Raw genomic sequence first — 16,001 nt, 5'->3', positions numbered from 1 at the left:
GGCCGGTCGGCCGGTCAGGTGGCGGCGATGGTGACGGTGCATGCCACACCTCCCGGACACCTGAGCAGCACGACCGCCGCACTGTCGACAGCGATCCTTGCGACAGCCTCGCCGCCGTCGCCCGGCTCGGCGTCGGCCCGGACGGTGAGGTCGGCGTCCCGGGGCGCGGGGGCGGTCACCGTGAAGGCCCGACCGCTGCGCAGCACCAGCGTCCTGAGCCCGCCCGGGTCGGCCACCCGCAGCTCGCAGCCACCGACGAAGCTGAGCACGTCGGCGGTACGGTCGCAGTCGGCCCGTACCGTCGCCGGGTCGACGGTGCTGCTCCCTCCGGCCAGCCCACTCAGCCGCCCGACCAGCCCGGACGGTTCGCCCGCGCGTCCCCGCTCGCCACCGCCCACGCCGACGGCGAGCGCGAACGACGCCACAAGCAGCACCGCGAGCGTCACCAACAACAGCTTCTGCCTACCGCTCATCGTTGCGCGACCGCCCCGCTGACCTCGGTGAAGCGGATCTGGTCGACGCCCGCGAAGTAGCGGTTGACGCCCTGGGTCCGGCCCACCGCCACAAGGGTGAGCGTGTGCCGGCCCGCGCCGAGCCGGATCGTGCCCACGTCGGTGAAGTCCTGCAGGACCACCTTCGGCGTGAAGCCGAAGAACGTGCCCCCGAGTTGCGTGCCGTCGATCTGCCAGATGGTGTTGGCGTAGTCGAAGGAGGTGGTGCGGGCGGCGGAGAAGAGCCACACCGCGTCTGCCGGCAGGTCGACTGTGAGACTGACCCGGTCACCCGGGGCCAGGCCCTGGAAGAACAGCTGCTTGTCGTCCGACCAGGTCACCGAGCAGCAGTTCGGCTGCGACACCACGGTGGCCGCGGTCCCGGCCGGTGACTCCACAGTCGCGCCGTCGACGAGGCTCTCCGCCTCCACCGTCACGACCCGTGGCGCACCGGGAGTGGTGCCGTCCGGCCGGGTCAGCAGATAGCCGACCACCCCGCCGACCACCAGCACCAGCGCCACCGCCGCCGCGATCCACGGCCACGGCGTCCGCTTCGGCGCGGCCACCGCCTGAACCTCGTACGTCACCCGGCCGCTGGACCGGGAACTCTCCTCCGGCGCGGTGTTCGCCGAGTACGCGAAGCCGGTCATGTCGTAGCGGCGGGGCGCGGTGCCGGGCGGAACGGCGAGCCGCACCAGGAACGAGACCGAGCCCTGCCCGGGCACCACCCGCTGCGGCTCGGCCACAGTGAACCAGGCACGCTGGCTGCCCTCACCCGGTGCGACGTCGAAGACCACTGTGTCCGGCGCCTGCTGCGGATTCGAGACGGTGAAGGTCAGCTCGCCCCGGTTGCCGGCGTCCAGTGTGAACTGGGAAGCGGCAGCGACGACGGCCCATTCGGTGGTCATGACGGCTCCTCTGCGGAAGATGGGTGCGAGACGGGGTGGTGCGGCACCGCCGCCCGGCCGATCGCCGGGCCCGGCGTCGGGGTCGCCGCGTCAAAGTCGCCGTCCGGGGCCGGCGTCGGGGTCGCCGCGTCGGAGCCGCCGTCCGGGGCGGGTGGCGGCGGGCCGTCCAGCGCGACCTCGGCGGTCACCGCGACGGGCTTCTCCGCCTCGACGATGCGGTTGACGAGGGCGAGCTGACCGGCGGCGGTCGCCGGCACCCGCACCACGATGTGAAAGGGCTGCTCCACAGGCTCGTCGATGACGAAGCCCGGCACACCGGTGGCCAGCTCAAGGGCCCTGCGCATCCCGTACGGGGTGCCGCGCCAGCGGGCCAGCAGCGCGGCGTTGGCCACCAGGTCACGAAGCCGGCCCAGCGGCAACGGCAGCGGGGCGTCCGGCCGGGGTGCGGCCACCACGTGGTCCATCGCCACCCAGCGGGTCAACCGCACGACCAGCCCGTCCGGCGCCCGGTACGGGTCGAACAGGGCGTCCACCTCGGCGAGGATGGCCTCGTCCGGGGCGTGCAGCCCCTCCATCACCTCCAGCAGCGCCCAGAGCACGCTGCCCGGCACGCACGCCCGCTGGTACGCGGCGGGCAGCAGCCGCTCAATCGCCGAGCGTCGCATCCTGCCGCACCACCTCGATGTCGTGCTCGCCGGAGCAGAGCAGCCACGTGTCCGGAACTGTCACCACGTCGGCGGTGGCCTGGTTGGCGCTGGCGGTCCAGTCGACAGCGTCGGCGCTGCGGTACACCCCACGCTCACCGCCGGCCAGGACCAGCCGCTCGGCTGCCGTGCCGCCGGTCGTGCCGCCGCTCGCGGTGCCTGTCGCGCCGCCGGTCGCGGGGCCGCTCACAGCGATGGCGTCGACGGGTACGAACCGGGTCCTGTCGCGCAGCGGCAACCCGCAGTTGACCATCACCGGTTGCCACTGCGGCTGCGCGGCAAGGGTGTCCAGCCGCAGCACGCCGCCGCTCTGTGTGGCCGCCAGCGCCAGCGGGCCGGCGAACGCGAGATCACGGCAGGTGCCGCCGACCCACCCGGCCTGCACCGTTTGCCACTGCACGTCCGACTCGAACAGTCGCGTGCGGTGGCAGCCCTGGCCGGGTTTCTTCGGATCCGGCTCGCCGGCGCCGCTCCACAACAGCGTCGCCGGACCGTCGTACTGCACCGACAGCACCCGGTTGTCCACATTCGACAGACCGACGTGCGCGAAGCTCCCCGGCCGGCCGCCGGCAGTCGACAGGTACACCCCGAAACCGGCCTGCGCCGCCACCGCCACACCGGGCGCACCCCGCTCGGAGACGAACGCCCGCACCGCGTAGAAACCCCGATCGGCGTCGGACGGGTCGACGAGGATCTGCAACGGCACCGCGCCGGGCAGCAACGACACCTCGTACAGACCGGTGTCGGTGGCCACCAGCAGCGCACCCGCGCCGTCGCGGTCCAGCCACGCCACGTCGGAGATGCGCGAGTCCAGGTCGGTCAGCAGCGACCACGTCTCACCCAGGTCGGTGCTCAGGTGCACCCGGGAGCCACCGGACGCGCGCAGCGTCACCACCGCCACCGAGCCGGGACGCGGCACGATGCCCGGCCGCACCGGAGCGGGCGCGGGCGCCACCCGCAGCACCGTCTCACCGTCGAACCGGCCGGTCGGCTCCCAGCCGGCACCTGCGTTGCTGGAGCGGAACAGCACCGGACCACGCCCGGCGTACCAGGTGCGGGGCTGGTACTTGTCGACGGCGAGGGCACGTACCTCCGCGTCGGGAGCCTCGTCGACAACGAACCGCACCGACTCGACGTACCGCACGCCCGGTTCGGCGTGCTCCAGCAGCCGGTACACGTTCGACGCCCGCAGCGGCTCGCCGAACGGCCAGCCCGTCGGGTTCAGCGCGGTGGGCAGCGGGCTCAGCGTCTGGTGCAGCCGGTCGTGGATCCGGCGACGGACGGCGTCCACGTCCTCCTCGCGCCGGACCACCACGCGCGCCCGTACCGACACCGCCTTGAACCGGGCCCACGTCGCCCGGGACCGGATGCCCACCATGCGGCGCTGCTCCAGGTCGGCCTCCACGCGGTGCCGCGCCTCGGGCACCTCGTGCTCGCGCAGCACCGCCACCGACAGCCGGCCACCCGGGCGGGCCGTCGGCGGGACGTACGGCACCAGCACCACCTCCACCTCGCCCGGCCGGGCGAAGCTGTACACAGCGGCGCTGGTGAACGCCCGCGCCCGCGCCACAGCGCCCGAGGCGGTGGCCAGCACCTCGAAGTCGCGGGCGGTGACAGCGCGCTGCTGGGCGAAGAACTCGTACGGGCCGCGCAGCAGCACCGACTCCAGCGCCTCCATCTCCCGTCCGCCGGCGGCCGGCGTGGGGTTGTCCACGCGTACCCCCGGCAGGGGATCGCGCAGGCTGGTGAGCGTGCCCGCCGCCACGTTGCCGGTCGGCCCGCCGCCGGCCCGGTACCAGAGCCGGACCTGCCGCCCGGCCGGCGGCACCGCCGCCACCGTCCCGGCGGTCACGCCGGACCGGGTCGGGTCCGCCGGCGCGTCGGCGGGCGTCGAGTCGGTGGGCGTCGCGTCGGCCCGGGTCGCCTCGGCGGGCGGGCGCAGGTCGAGGGCCGGGGCGAAGGTGATCGTGCCCGAACAACGGTCCACGAGGTACGCCTTGGCCTGCGGTCCGAGCCCGGCGAAGCTGTCCGCCGGCTGCCAGATCTCGAACGTTCGGCCGTCGTGCTCGCGGGCCGCCGCCCCCAACTCCACCGAGCCGGCCGGCACCTCCACACCGAGCAGCAGGTCCAGCGACTCGGCGGTGTGCGCCAGCGGAGCCCGGGACGCCCGCAGCACCTGGCCCGGCTGGCCGGTGCCGACACCAAGCAACTCCGCCTCCACCGGCTCGCAGTGGTGCATCCGGACCGTCACCGACGCCTCGCCGGCCGCCAGCAGCGCCGGCTCGGTGGTGACGAACAGGACGGGCCGGGGATCCGCGCCGCGCGCCGCAGCGACCCGCAGACCCGCCGGGATCCGTACCGCGCCCCGATCGGTGCCGCTGCGGGTGAACCGCACGTCCGCCCAGGCCGCCGTCGGCGCGTGCCGGGCCACCCCGAGCAGGTTCAGGAACGAGACGTACGCCTTCTCCGGCAACTGATTCAGCCGGTAGATCATCACCTCGGTCAGGTGCGCGAACGCCTCCACGAGCGCCATGCCCGGGTCGTGCGCCGACAGGTCGGTCCAGGCCGGGCAGGACTGGCGGATCCGCTCGCGGGCCTCGGTGACCAGGTCGAGGAACCCCCTGTCGTCGAGGTGCGGCACGGGCAGCGTCATGACGGTCCTCCCGGTTCGTCGGCGGCGAGCAGGTCCACGGAGAACACCAACTGCCCGGGCGTCAGGCTGGCCCGCACCCGGTAGTCCAGCCGGATCACCAGCCGCCACGCGTCGTCCGGATCCGGCCCGGCGTCCACGTCGATCACCTCGACCCGGGGCTCCCAACGGGCGATCGCCTGCCGGACGTAGTGGATGGCCAGCCCCGCCGTCGTGTCGTCGTTCGGCGCGAAGATCAACCGATGTAGCCGTGACCCGTACCCGGGTCGCATCAGCCGCTCGCCCGGGGTCGTCGACAACAGCAGACACAACGCCTGGCGTACGCTTTCGTCGCCGTCGGTCATCGCCAGGCCACCTGCGGCGGTGAGCGCCAGCCCTCCGCCCCGCCCGGCGTCGAAGCCCGCGCCGACGAACCGGAACGCCCTCACCGGTCCGACCCCAGGAACGTCTGGCGCGGGTCGCGCACCGTGTGGTGGACAGCGCCCGGCGGCGTGCCGTTTGTGAACCCCTCCAGGTGCGACAGGACCACCCGGTGCCCGTCGACGCGGACCCAGTCGCTGTAGCCGACCCGGACGGTGAGCGTCTTCGTGCACGGCTTGATGGTCGGGCCGTAGTTCGGGCAGGCGACGATCTTGCGACCTTCCGGGTCGTCGTCCACCAGCACCGGTACGGCGGTAACTGTCACCCACTCCTGCGACGGCCGGTTCTCGACCCGGCCGTCGTGATCGCAGGTGATCACCGAGTCGCGGTGGATCCAGCGCATCAGCCGCCTCCTTCGTGGTGGGCGCGGGCCAGCGAGGCGGCCTGCCGCGCCGCGGTGGTCGGGTCCTCGGTCGACTCGGCGTGCAGGAAGTCCACGCCGCGGGCGCGGACCACAATGGCCCGCCCGGGCGCGGAGATCACCAGGTCGGTCGCCGCATGCAGGGTCGCCAGGTCGGGGGTCAGTTCCAGGAAACTGCCGCCCTCGGTCGCCAGACGCAGGCTGCGCTGTACGTCGTCCACGACTATCGACTGCCCACCCGCGGTGCGCAGCGACCAGCGGCGGGCCCGCCCATCGTCGATGCCGGCGTCGTACGGTTCGACCGCGCCGAAGAGCGAGCCCAGCACGATGCCCGAGGCCGGCTCTCCGCCGGGCAACACCACGAGCACGGTGTCGTCCGGGTCGGGCAGAGCCACCAGCCCCTTGCCGCGCCCCGCACCCGGGCACAGCACGCCGAGCCATCCGGCGTCCAGATCCCCGTACGCCGGCAGGGTCAGCCGTACGCGGCCCAGCCCGTCCGGGTCGGCGACGTCGGTGACGGTGCCGAGCGTGACCACCGCACCGGCGCTCGTCTGAGCAGGCGGTGCGGGCGGCGGCACTGTGGAGAACCGGGTCAGGTGCCCGTTTCCGTCAACGGTGTGCACCACCTCGGTCAGCACGTACGCGCCGGCGACCGGGTCGGGCACGCCGGTCAGCGCGATCCGCCGGCCCGGCCGCAGCTCCGGGTTCCCCTCGGCCACGCCCTCGGCGGTGACCAGCGCGGCGGCCCGGGTGTCCAGGCGGGCCTGCGCCAACGCCGCCAACTCGTCGTCGCTGCGGCCAGGCTGGTCCACGGCGGTACGTATCCCGTCGGCGCCCACGTCGGCCGGGTCCGGACGGTCGCCCGCCGGTCGGCCGCAGCGCGCCTCGTCGACCCGCTGACTGATCGGCTCGGCCCGCTGCGGATGCCAGCCCAACGCCGCGCTGGCACCGCTGGCCTGGTCGGCGTTCGTGGCCAACCGCAGCGTGTGCACGTCCACGCCGAGAGCCAACGCGACAGGCTCGCCATAGCCGGCCAGCGTGACCAGACGTACCCCGTCGCCGTCGGCGGCCAGGTGCAACCCCGCCCGGCCGGTCACCTCACGCAGCAGCTCCAGGTCGCTGTGCCGGTGCTGCACCAGCCGCTCCAGCCGTGGCCCGTCGCACTCGACGGTCACCGTCAGCCCCACCTCGCCGCACAGCTCACCGGCCAGCTCGGCGGCGGTCACCGACGTGAAGACCCGCAGCCCCTGCCGCTTGCGCAGCCGGTGCAACGCGTCGTACGCCCGCAGGCGCAGCACCGCCGCGCCATCGGCGGCGTACTCCACCTCCACACAGGTGACCTCACCGGCGAACAGCGCGTCGGCGTGGTCGGCGAGGCGCACGTTGAGCGACGTGCCCGGCCGTACCGGGGGGTCGAGGGCGCTGCTCCCGGCGCCGGTGGCGAGCACCAGTTCGGCCTGGGTGGGCTGGTCGAGTCGCGCCGCCACCCGCAGCGAACGGACCCGCTGTCGTGCCGGTGCGCTCAGCTCGACCCCGTCGAGCAGAACGGCGAGCGCCCGGGGCGCGATGCTCGTCACGGCGTACCCCCCGGGTTGGTGGTGGGGGACCAGCTGGCGGCGCTGGTGGCGATCGACGTGCCCACTAACGACGCGCCGGAGCCCACCGCACCGGCAACGGCGCGGGCGATCCCGGCCAACGCCGCCCCACCGGCGTCGGTGCTCGTGCTGCTGCCGCCCGTGGCGCCACTGCCCGTGGTGCCGCTCGGTGTGCTGCTCGGCGGCGGGACGGCAAGCGTCGTGCCCGCGGGCACCGCCAGGGGGTCGGTGATCCGGTTGTGCTCGGCCAGCAACCGCCAGCGCAGCGGCGACCCGAGCGCGTCGTTGGCAAGCAGGTCGAAGCGCACGCCGGTGCTGCCCGCATCGGCCGCCCCGTCACCGGCGGCGACCACAGCGCTGCCGGGCGCGGCGGTCGGAGTGCTCGCCGCGGCAAGTTCCTCGGCGAAGCCGGCCTCCGCCTGGTCGGCCGTCTCGGCGGCCCGAACCAACTTCAGCCGTAACCAGGAACGTCGCGGCGAGCCGGTGCCGGTGAACGCGTCGAACCGCTCGGCCACCGCGATGATCACCCCGGGCACGTTCCAGGTCTTGCCCCAGACCAGCCGGACCAGCGGAGGTCGCAGCCACCCGTGCTCGGCGCTGGAGTTCTCCGCAAGCATCCACAACGGACGGGTGAGCACCCGTACGTCGGGCGGACGGACCTGCGCCTGGACGAATTCGACGTCGAAGAGCAGGTCGAGCACCAGCTCGGTGCGACCGCCACCGGTGAAGACCAACGGGTCGTCGGCAAGCCCGGACCCGGTGAGCTGACCGCCGGCCGTGCCCCGATGCCGTACGCCCGCGAGCCGTGTCACCTGCACGGTCTCCGGGTTGAGCAGGCAGTCCACCCGTTCCCCGGAGGAGTCGATGAGAAAGGCGACGCGCTCCATCAGTCGCTCGCCTGTTCCCGGTCCAGCCGGTCCACCCGGGTGGTGTCCAGCGCCTCGCCGGGCACCGTCCACAGCGGTCGGTCATCCGGTAGCGCCGGCCACGGGTCGGCGGTCCTGAACGCCCATCCGTCGTCGCGAGGTCCCTGTCTTGCTCCATCGGCCCGACCAGTCGTCGCGGCCGGCTGTCCGGGCCACGCCGTCTCGTCCGGGAGCGCCGGCCAGGGCCCGCTGCCGGGGGAGCGAGCCACGTCAACCGGCCGGCCGCTAGCCGCGCCTCCGGCGTCCGCTGCGGCAACGTCGCCGCCCGAGCGGCCGTCACCTGCCCCGAACCGGGTACGCGAGGCAGCGTCCCCGCCAACCACGCCCGCCGTCGACCCGGCACCTGCCAACCCGCTTCCGGGCGCGAACCATGCCCCGGTTGCGTTCACAGCCCCGGTTGCGTTCACCGCCTCGGTTGCGTTCACCGCCTCGGTTGCGTTCACCGCCTCGGTTGCGTTCACCGCCTCGGTCGCGGTCATCGCCGAGATGCCGCTGGCCATGCTCTTGTTCGACCGGCGATCGGAGGGCCCGCTCGATGCTGACGCGAACCTGGACCTCGCCGTCGCCCCGATTCCTGCCGTCAACCCGGCTTCTGCGCGCGGGTCGCCAGTTGTCGCTCCGGCACCTCTCGCACCTGTCGTCGGCGCGCCCTCCACCGGTGCACCAGGCGCAGAACCGCCCTGTCCGCCGGACCAGGAGACATCGCCCGAACCCTGTCGAGACGACCTGCCCTCTCCGATCGAGCTTCCGGAACCACCACCAACGCCGGGACCACCCGACCCGTGCTTGCCACCCTCGACGCCGCGCGGGCCACCCCGGGCTCCGCGCCGCTCGCCGCCAACTGCGAGCTGGTCGGCAACGCTCCGCTGGTCGCCCCCATGCCCTCGCGGCCGGGCGCTCACCTGCTTCACAGCAGATCTTGGAAGGAAACCGCCCCTGGAGGGGCCGAAACCGTCCAAGATCTCTGCTGACGACCACGAGTCGGTGCTGGTTGTGGGGTGGGGGACTGCGGGGCGGATGAGTGGCTTGGCTCCTCCGGTTGGATGGTCTAAGCGATGCGGTCCGGTGGCACTGCCACGCCTGGACGACCGGCCCGCGCCACGGTGCCCTCGGTCCGCCGGCTCGCCGCCGCTCTCCGGGCTACCTGGCCTCCCGAACCCGTCAGCCCCACCACCAATTACCCAGCCGGTCGCACCGGACGAACCGGCCGCACCGAACGAACCGCCTGCACCGAAGGAACCGCCTGCACCGAACGAGCTGGCTGCACCGAACGAACCGCCTGCACCGAGCGAGTCAGCTGAACCGAGCGAGCCAGCGGCCGCACCCATCGAACCGGCGGTACCTGCCTGCGACACGTTGCCCGCCGCCGCACCGTGGACCGCTGGGTCGGCAGTGAACCGTTGTCCCGGGCCCGTGCCTTCTCCGGCCCATCTGTCCGAATCGGGTACGTCCTGAGCGTCGGGCCGGCCCGCCGGAGGCCCGTCGAGATCCAACTCGCGCAGCAGCCCGGGGGCGTGGGCGGCGACAAGGTCCAACCAGTGCCGAGGCGGCTCACCGAACCGACGCGGCGCCGCCTCGTCGGCCGACGCCGATCGATCCACCGGCCCGTGCTCCGACAATCGCTGGTCCGACAACCGCTGGTCCGACAATCGCTGGTCCGACAATCGCTGGTCCGACAACCGCTGGCCCGATGGCCGCTGGTCCAGCAGCCGCTGGTCCAGCAGCCGTTGGTCCCACAGCCGCTGTTCCGACGGCCGCTGGTCCAGCAACCGCTTGGCCGACCGCTGGTCCAGCGGCCTTTCATCCGACGGGCGGTCGCGTGCGCCGGTGGGCTCGATCTGACCGGCGAGGCGCATCGTCGCCCCGGCGACCGAGCGCAACTGCCCGGCCAGCCAGCTACGCGGGGGTCGGCGCGGTGGCACTGCCGGACTCCAGCTCAAGGCCCTCGTAGCGCAGCGTCAGCGACGCGATGGCGATCTCGTGGCTGAGGGTGTTCAGGTGTGCCCCGCGCCACCGGGTGGGCCAGGCGTCGATCAGGTTCCAGCGCAGCACCTCGGCGGTGCCCACGGAATCCAGCAGCACCACCGACACGTTGCGACGGTTGACTGTGCCCTGGGCTGTGGCGTTCACCCAGTCCCACAGCTCGCGGGACGCGGTCAGGCCGAAGTGCAGCGTCACCGGCTCGTACTCGGCCTGGCCCGGGACCATCCGCATCCGGCCGAGGCCGTGCTCGCGGTACGGCTGCCCGGGGATGTTCACCTCCAGCCCGCTCATCTCGGTGAAGTGGCCGTTGGTGACACCGTTGATGAGCAGCCGGAAGTTGTACGCCCGGTACGGGTCGACCGGGGCGCCGGGCTGCGGGGTGGCTGTGGTGGGCATCTGTCAGCCTCCGATGGTCTCGGTCTCGGTGCCGCCGGCCCACTGGCTCAGCTTGAACACCACGAACTCGGCGGGCTTGACGACGGCGATGCCGATGTGGGCGATCACCATGCCCGCGTCGCGGACGTCCGGCGGGTTGGTCTCCTCGTCGCACTTGACGAAGAACGCCTCCTCGGGGCTGCGCCCGAGCAGCGCGCCGTCGCGCCAGACCCGGGTGAGGAACGCCCCGATGTCGCGTCGGATCGAGCGCCAGAGGGTGAAGTCGTTGGGTTCGAACACCATCCAGCGGGTGCCGTTGGCGATGGCCTGCTCGATGGCGATGCTGAGCCGCCGTACGTTGAGGTAGCGCCACTCACTGGCTTCGGCGGCGAGCGTACGGGCGCCCCAGACGCGGATGCCCTCGCCGGCGAAGTAGCGGATCACGTTGACGCCCTTGGGGTTGAGCACGTCGTGCTCGGGTCGGGTGACGAGGTAGCCCAGGTCGACGGCGCCGCGGACGGGTTCGTTCGCCGGTGCCTTGTGGACGCCGCGCAGGGCGTCGGTTCGCGCCCAGATGCCGGCGAGGTGCCCGCTTGGCGGGGTGAGTTCCAGTTCTCCGCTGATCGGGTCGCGTACCCGCAGCCACGGGTAGTAGAAGGCGCCGAACTCGGACTGCCGGGGCCGGTACGCCGCGCCCTCGGGCCCCCCGGAGCCAGCGCCACCGCCCGAGCCCGAGCCACCGCCAGCCGAGCCGGCGCCGCCGCCCGTACTCTCGGCGGGTTTCGGGGGTTTGCCGGACGACGGCGTGGCGACCTTCGTCAGCGCGGCGATGTCGTCGATGTCGGGGGCCGGATCGCAGATCGCCACCATGGTGCGGGTCCGCTCGGCCATGCTGAGCAGTGCCTCGTGGGACACCACGTCGTGGAAGCCGGGGGCGGCGATGATGGAGATCTCGTCGACAGCCTCGAGCAGTTGCAGGCCGGCGCGGCGCTGGCCGGTGCCGGTGATGGCGCCGCCCTCGCCGACGTTCACCACCCAGCAGCGGGCGCCACCGTTGTCCAGAAAGCCGAAGACGGCCCGGGCCAGTGGGGTGCTCTCGGTCTGGTCGCCGTCGGCGAAGAGCCGCAGGAACTCGGTCCAGTTGTTGACGGGCACCGCCCTGCCCAGTTGGGCGGTGCGGTTCGGGGCGACGCCGACGAACGCGGCGATGCTGGTGCTCGCCGGTCCGATCGGTCGGGCGCCGCTGGGGACCTCCTCGACATAGATGCCGGGGGAGAAGTAGCTGGGCATCGGTCCTCCTGTGCGGGTGGGCGTCAGTGGGTCGGTGGCGCGCAGACGATGACGATGTCGTCCTCGCCTGCGTCGACGTCGGCGGTGAGCACGAGTCCGCGCCCGCTGAGTCGGAGCCGTACCGGGCCGGGGTTGTCGGGGTCGTGCGGGACCCCGACGATGAGGAACCGCCCGTCGGGGCCGGTTCGGGCGGCGGACGCCGTGGCGGGCAGTTCGACGCGCATCGCGGCGAGGGGTTGGTCGTCGGGGCCGACCACACGGCCGGTGAGTGTGCGGACCTCCAACTGGCGCAGCCGCAGCGGTTGCAGCACCGGCGGCGCGGCAGGCGTGGGGTGATCCACCTGCGCCGGTACGTCGATCAGCAGCGCCGGGCGGGGCGCGACGCCGAACGCGCTCCACAGCGGAGCGTCGCCGGCCTCCAGCACGATCGGGTAGCTGCCGTCGCTGGTGGCGGCGGTGAGCACCCGGTCGAGGTGGTCCAGCCCGGCCGGCCCGATCACGCAGAGCAGGTAGCGGATCGTGAACCGGTACGGTTCGCGGACCGCCCCGCTGGAGCGGGTCTGCCGGGCCGGGCGCAGTTCGAGGGGCCAGAGGGTGAGCCCGGCGGCGTCGCCGTCGGTGCGGGGCGGGCCGATCGGAACGGGTTCCCCCGCCGCGCCGGCAAGCCAGGCGGCCAGCTCGGCGGTGGCCGTCGCGATCGGTCCGCGCCCGTCGCTGCTCATCGCGGTGGCGTTCCCTGGATCCGGTACGCGATTGCCTCATTCCACACGTGTGGGTAGACGCCGATCTCGAAGTACCTGGTGAAACGGTTGATCGGGGCGTTCGTGTGGTCGTGGTAGAGCAGCCAGATAGGTGCGATGGTGAACAGCACGTAGTTCGCCAGCACCAGCGGGATGTAGAGCGGCCCGAGCAGGCGTGCCTGGAAGATGTGCACGTCCTCGTGTCGCTGGATGCCGGAGCTGGAGCCGGCGCAGACGGTGCCGATGGTGGTGGCGTAGCGCGGTGAGACGCCCTCCATCACACTGACCCGGCCGCTGCCCAGTGAGGTGGGCCGGTCCAGCGAGTGGCCGAAGACCAGGTGCACGGCCAGGTAGATCGCCCCGACGACGGTGTTCAGCAGACTCCACGTGTGGTCGACGACGAAGAGGAAGATGCCGCGGGCGTCGGAGGCGTACACCCCGGCGGAGGCCACCGCCCAGCCGAACACCGCGCCGACGAGCAGGCCCACGACGGCGCCGATGAGCAGGCCGACCGGGCCGCCGGCCAGGAGGCCGAAGAGGGCGCTGGCGCCGACGAGGGCCGCCGCGCTGAGAATTCCGAAGATCATGACGACATCCCCTCAGACCCACGAACGGAAGACACGGGGCTCACGACCCTGCGCGACCTGGGTCGGCGACGCCTGGGTCGCCTGCCGGTTGCCGGGCGGGAACTGGTTGACGCCGAGCGCGGCGGAGAAGATGACAAGCGCGTTGAAGAACGCGATGATCCACTTCTCGCCGCCGGCGTCGTCGGCGAACGCCGCTGTCACGTAGGACAGCAGCAGCGCGACGGCGATGGCGATCCACTTGCGGAGCTTGTCGCCGCTCGGGCCGATCAGCCCGCCGATGACGTTCGTGGCCAGCAGGGTGGCGGCGCTCGCGCCGGCGATTGTCCCCAGGGCTGCCCAGGTGAAGAGATCGTTCACAGCGATCCCCCTCTTCTGCGATGGTGCGACCGGATTGTGGTGGTGGTGAGGGCCGGTGCTCCCGGGTGGGAGCACCGGTGCCGGTCGCCGTCGTCGCGGGGCGACGCCGTCGGCGAGGCCGGGGCCGGGCGCGGCCGGCAGGGCCGGCCACCGGATGGATCAGCCGGGTGAGCCCGCAGGCGGGCCCGGCGCTGTCGGACCAGGTCCGGCCGGTGCGGCGGCGGCCGGCGCCGTCGGGCGTCGACGTCGCAGCAGGAGTACGCCCACCGCGGCGAGCACCAGCACCAGGAGTACGCCGCCGACGACGAGCAGCCACGGGAAACCGCCCGAGCCGGAAGCGGCGACCGGCGAGCCGGAGGGGCGGGGCGGCGCCTCGGCGACGGCCCGCAACTCGGTCGGCTTGTCCTGGTTGGAGTCGACCTTCCAGGTGACCGACCGCCCGTTGACAGTGCCATTGGTGTCGATTACCCGACCAGGAAATGTCACCGAGATCTCGAATGACATCAACCTGAGGAAAGCCTGCTGTTGTTGCGGATTCTGTTGGGCGATTTTTCCGCCGTATCGCTTCGGGTCGAGTGGCAACGTGAAGCGGTAGAAATCGCCGTCCCGGACGAGTTTGACGCTCTCGCTGTCGAAGCCCGCCAGCGGTGCCTTGCGATAACTGATCTGGGTGCCGAAGAGTTTGCTGTCCTCGTAGGTGGTCTCCTCGCCCGGCGGCAGCGCGGGAATGTTCTGCCGCAGCTCCGCGAAGGCCGCCGAGACGTTCTTGTTCCGCGAGGTCAGCAGGGACTTCTGGGCGGTCAGCAGCAACTGCCCGTCGACAGTGTCGTCGGCGTTGACGGTGAGCCCCATGTTGAGCTGCATGCAGCTGCTCAGGGCGGCGAGAAGAAGGAGGCACACCGCGACGCGGAGTGCCCTACCGCGGTTGAATCTCCTGTTCATGGAGTCAGTGTGTGTGATCGCTTTCACCACGAGCAGTCAGCGATCGGTCACAACGCAGTCGCCGATCTTACCGGCCGGCTGTCACATTTGGATGAGGCCGTTCCCAGCGTGATTGTCTATCCTGGAGCTTTTGGGCCGAGTGTTATTTTGGCGCCGCCCGTCCCGCCCTCGGGGCACCCGTTGGCATAGGCTGCCGGGGTGGCCATGAACGCGTGCGTGCTGCTTGTGGATTCCGACGGGCGGCTGCTGCTGCAACTGCGCGACGGCAACGCCACCTTCTACCCCAACGTCTGGGGGCTGCCCGGCGGGTACGGCGAGGCGGAGGAGACCCCGCAGCAGACCGCGGAGCGGGAGCTGTGGGAGGAGACCGGCCTGCGCGCCGACGCGCCGCTGCGTCCGCTCGCCGTGCAGTCGATGCCCGAGCTGAACCTGGAGGTGCACTACTTCCTCGGCTCCACACGGGCCCGGCAGGAGGACGTGGTGCTCGGCGAGGGAGCGGCGATGGTCTTCGTGCCCGGCGACGAGGTGCTCGACGGCCGCCCCTACACCCCGGGCACCGTCGAGGTGCTCACCGACTTCCTCGCCTCACCCGAGTACGCCGCTGTGGCCCCCCGCCGCTGACGTCCGACAACGGAGGCACCCCGTGAGGCTCCTGCTGACGTCAGGCGCTGACCCGGGCCACCAGGGCGGACGGGAAGAGGGTCACCGGCGCGGCCGGACGCCCGGCCAGCACGGCGGTGGCTGCGGCGGTGGCGATCGTGCCCACCGGATGACTGGCGGTGGTGAGCGCCGGAGCGGTCATCGCGGCGAGGGGGATGTCGTCGAAGCCTGCCACCGCCACATCGCCGGGCACCCGGACACCCTCGTCACGCAGCGCCGCCATCACCCCGAGCGCCGTCTCGTCGCTGATCGCGTAGATGGCATCGACGTCCGGCCACCGACGCAGCGCCTCACCGGCCGCCACCCGACCACGCGCGGCGGTGAAGTCACCGGGCAGCACACGTTCGGGCAGACCGGCCTGGCGCATCAACGAGCGGTACGCCTGCACCGGGCGTCGGGAGCACGGCAGCCAGTGCGGCCCGGCCACCATGGCGATCCGGCGGCGACCCGTGGCGTACAGGTGGCGCAGCACCTCGCCCGCGCCGGCGGTGTTGTCGACGTCGAACGACGGCACCGTCGCCGAGCCGATGCCGATCGAGGCCACCCGACCACGCAACGACCGGGGTACGGCGTCCAGCACGTCCTCGGTGGTGTTGACCAGCACCACACCGCAGACGCTGCGGTCCCGGGCGAGCCGGTCCAGGCCGGTCAGGTCGCCGAGCGGCAGCCAGTGCAGCGCCACCCCGACGCCGGCCGGCCCGCAGACCCGGGCGGCCGAACCGACGACCCGGTGGACGTACGGGTCGTCGAGCACCGCCTCGCTGGTTCCCGCGACGGCAACGACCAGTCGTACGCCTCGGCCGCGGACGAGTGCGCGCGCGGCCTGGTTGGGCACGTAGCCGAGCTGGTCGGCAGCCGCGGCGACCTGCTCCCGCGCCTGTGGCGACGCGAACCCCGTACCGGCGATCACCCGGGAGGCCGTGGAGCGTGACACCCCGGCGGCCCGTGCGACGTCGTCAAGCGTGGCCGAGCGGTGTGCGGCTGTCGTCATGGTGCCCTCCCCGTGGCGCCC

16 protein-coding genes are annotated in these 16,001 nt (G+C 72.7%); 1 reads left to right on the top strand and 15 read right to left on the bottom strand.

Annotated elements, in window-relative coordinates; all coding sequences use genetic code 11:
- Nucleotides 1–14: 14 nt before the first annotated feature.
- From ACLQ23_RS20055 to ACLQ23_RS19990, 14 genes are all read right to left on the bottom strand, one after another.
- Complete coding sequence (locus ACLQ23_RS20055) at nucleotides 15–473, bottom strand: hypothetical protein (protein ID WP_425880919.1); 459 nt, start codon at nucleotides 471–473, stop codon at nucleotides 15–17.
- Complete coding sequence (locus tag ACLQ23_RS20050) at nucleotides 470–1,399, bottom strand: hypothetical protein (protein ID WP_425880918.1); 930 nt, start codon at nucleotides 1,397–1,399, stop codon at nucleotides 470–472. Before ACLQ23_RS20050 ends, ACLQ23_RS20055 begins: the two co-directional genes overlap by 4 nt.
- Nucleotides 1,396–2,064: a phage tail protein gene (locus ACLQ23_RS20045; RefSeq protein WP_355589191.1), complete on the bottom strand. Its 669-nt coding sequence runs from the start codon at nucleotides 2,062–2,064 to the stop codon at nucleotides 1,396–1,398. The genes ACLQ23_RS20050 and ACLQ23_RS20045 overlap by 4 nt, the downstream gene beginning before the upstream one ends.
- Nucleotides 2,045–4,756: a putative baseplate assembly protein gene (locus ACLQ23_RS20040; protein WP_425880917.1), complete on the bottom strand. Its 2,712-nt coding sequence runs from the start codon at nucleotides 4,754–4,756 to the stop codon at nucleotides 2,045–2,047. The genes ACLQ23_RS20045 and ACLQ23_RS20040 overlap by 20 nt, the downstream gene beginning before the upstream one ends.
- Nucleotides 4,753–5,181: a GPW/gp25 family protein gene (locus tag ACLQ23_RS20035; RefSeq protein WP_425735181.1), complete on the bottom strand. Its 429-nt coding sequence runs from the start codon at nucleotides 5,179–5,181 to the stop codon at nucleotides 4,753–4,755. Before ACLQ23_RS20035 ends, ACLQ23_RS20040 begins: the two co-directional genes overlap by 4 nt.
- Nucleotides 5,178–5,516, bottom strand: a complete 339-nt coding sequence (locus tag ACLQ23_RS20030; protein WP_425735180.1) for a hypothetical protein — start codon at nucleotides 5,514–5,516, stop codon at nucleotides 5,178–5,180. The genes ACLQ23_RS20035 and ACLQ23_RS20030 overlap by 4 nt, the downstream gene beginning before the upstream one ends.
- On the bottom strand, nucleotides 5,516–7,111 hold the full coding sequence (locus tag ACLQ23_RS20025) for a contractile injection system protein, VgrG/Pvc8 family (protein ID WP_355630555.1): 1,596 nt from the start codon (nucleotides 7,109–7,111) through the stop codon (nucleotides 5,516–5,518). The genes ACLQ23_RS20030 and ACLQ23_RS20025 overlap by 1 nt, the downstream gene beginning before the upstream one ends.
- A complete protein-coding gene (locus ACLQ23_RS20020; RefSeq protein ID WP_355589201.1) occupies nucleotides 7,108–8,016 on the bottom strand; it encodes a hypothetical protein in 909 nt (302 codons plus the stop codon). Before ACLQ23_RS20020 ends, ACLQ23_RS20025 begins: the two co-directional genes overlap by 4 nt.
- A gap of 1,935 nt (nucleotides 8,017–9,951) precedes the next feature.
- Nucleotides 9,952–10,434 carry a phage tail protein gene (locus tag ACLQ23_RS20015; protein ID WP_355589205.1) on the bottom strand — a complete coding sequence of 161 codons (483 nt, stop codon included), beginning with the start codon at nucleotides 10,432–10,434 and terminating at the stop codon, nucleotides 9,952–9,954.
- A gap of 3 nt (nucleotides 10,435–10,437) precedes the next feature.
- Nucleotides 10,438–11,703: a phage tail sheath family protein gene (locus tag ACLQ23_RS20010; protein ID WP_425880916.1), complete on the bottom strand. Its 1,266-nt coding sequence runs from the start codon at nucleotides 11,701–11,703 to the stop codon at nucleotides 10,438–10,440.
- Between the two features lie 23 nt (nucleotides 11,704–11,726).
- The gene (locus tag ACLQ23_RS20005; RefSeq protein ID WP_355589209.1) at nucleotides 11,727–12,425 is read right to left on the bottom strand and encodes a carboxypeptidase-like regulatory domain-containing protein; all 699 of its coding nucleotides are present in this window, start codon (nucleotides 12,423–12,425) and stop codon (nucleotides 11,727–11,729) included.
- Nucleotides 12,422–13,030, bottom strand: coding sequence for a glycine zipper family protein (locus ACLQ23_RS20000; protein ID WP_355589211.1), 609 nt, complete (start codon nucleotides 13,028–13,030; stop codon nucleotides 12,422–12,424). Before ACLQ23_RS20000 ends, ACLQ23_RS20005 begins: the two co-directional genes overlap by 4 nt.
- A gap of 12 nt (nucleotides 13,031–13,042) precedes the next feature.
- Nucleotides 13,043–13,387, bottom strand: a complete 345-nt coding sequence (locus ACLQ23_RS19995; protein WP_355589213.1) for a hypothetical protein — start codon at nucleotides 13,385–13,387, stop codon at nucleotides 13,043–13,045.
- A 159-nt stretch (nucleotides 13,388–13,546) separates the two neighbouring features.
- Nucleotides 13,547–14,329 carry an LppM family (lipo)protein gene (locus tag ACLQ23_RS19990; protein ID WP_355589215.1) on the bottom strand — a complete coding sequence of 261 codons (783 nt, stop codon included), beginning with the start codon at nucleotides 14,327–14,329 and terminating at the stop codon, nucleotides 13,547–13,549.
- A 204-nt stretch (nucleotides 14,330–14,533) separates the two neighbouring features.
- Here ACLQ23_RS19990 and ACLQ23_RS19985 point away from each other — a divergent pair, with 204 nt between their 5' ends.
- Nucleotides 14,534–14,950, top strand: coding sequence for an NUDIX domain-containing protein (locus tag ACLQ23_RS19985; protein WP_355630581.1), 417 nt, complete (start codon nucleotides 14,534–14,536; stop codon nucleotides 14,948–14,950).
- A gap of 40 nt (nucleotides 14,951–14,990) precedes the next feature.
- Here the strand turns inward: ACLQ23_RS19985 and ACLQ23_RS19980 are convergent, their stop codons facing one another.
- Entirely contained in the window at nucleotides 14,991–15,980 is a 990-nt protein-coding gene (locus ACLQ23_RS19980; protein WP_355630546.1) for a LacI family DNA-binding transcriptional regulator, read from the bottom strand.
- Between the last annotated feature and the right edge of the window lie 21 nt (nucleotides 15,981–16,001).

Source organism: Micromonospora sp. DT41 (assembly GCF_049841715.1).
Classification (GTDB): Bacteria; Actinomycetota; Actinomycetes; order Mycobacteriales; family Micromonosporaceae; genus Micromonospora; species Micromonospora profundi.
This window is presented reverse-complemented; position numbering and strand designations above follow the sequence as displayed.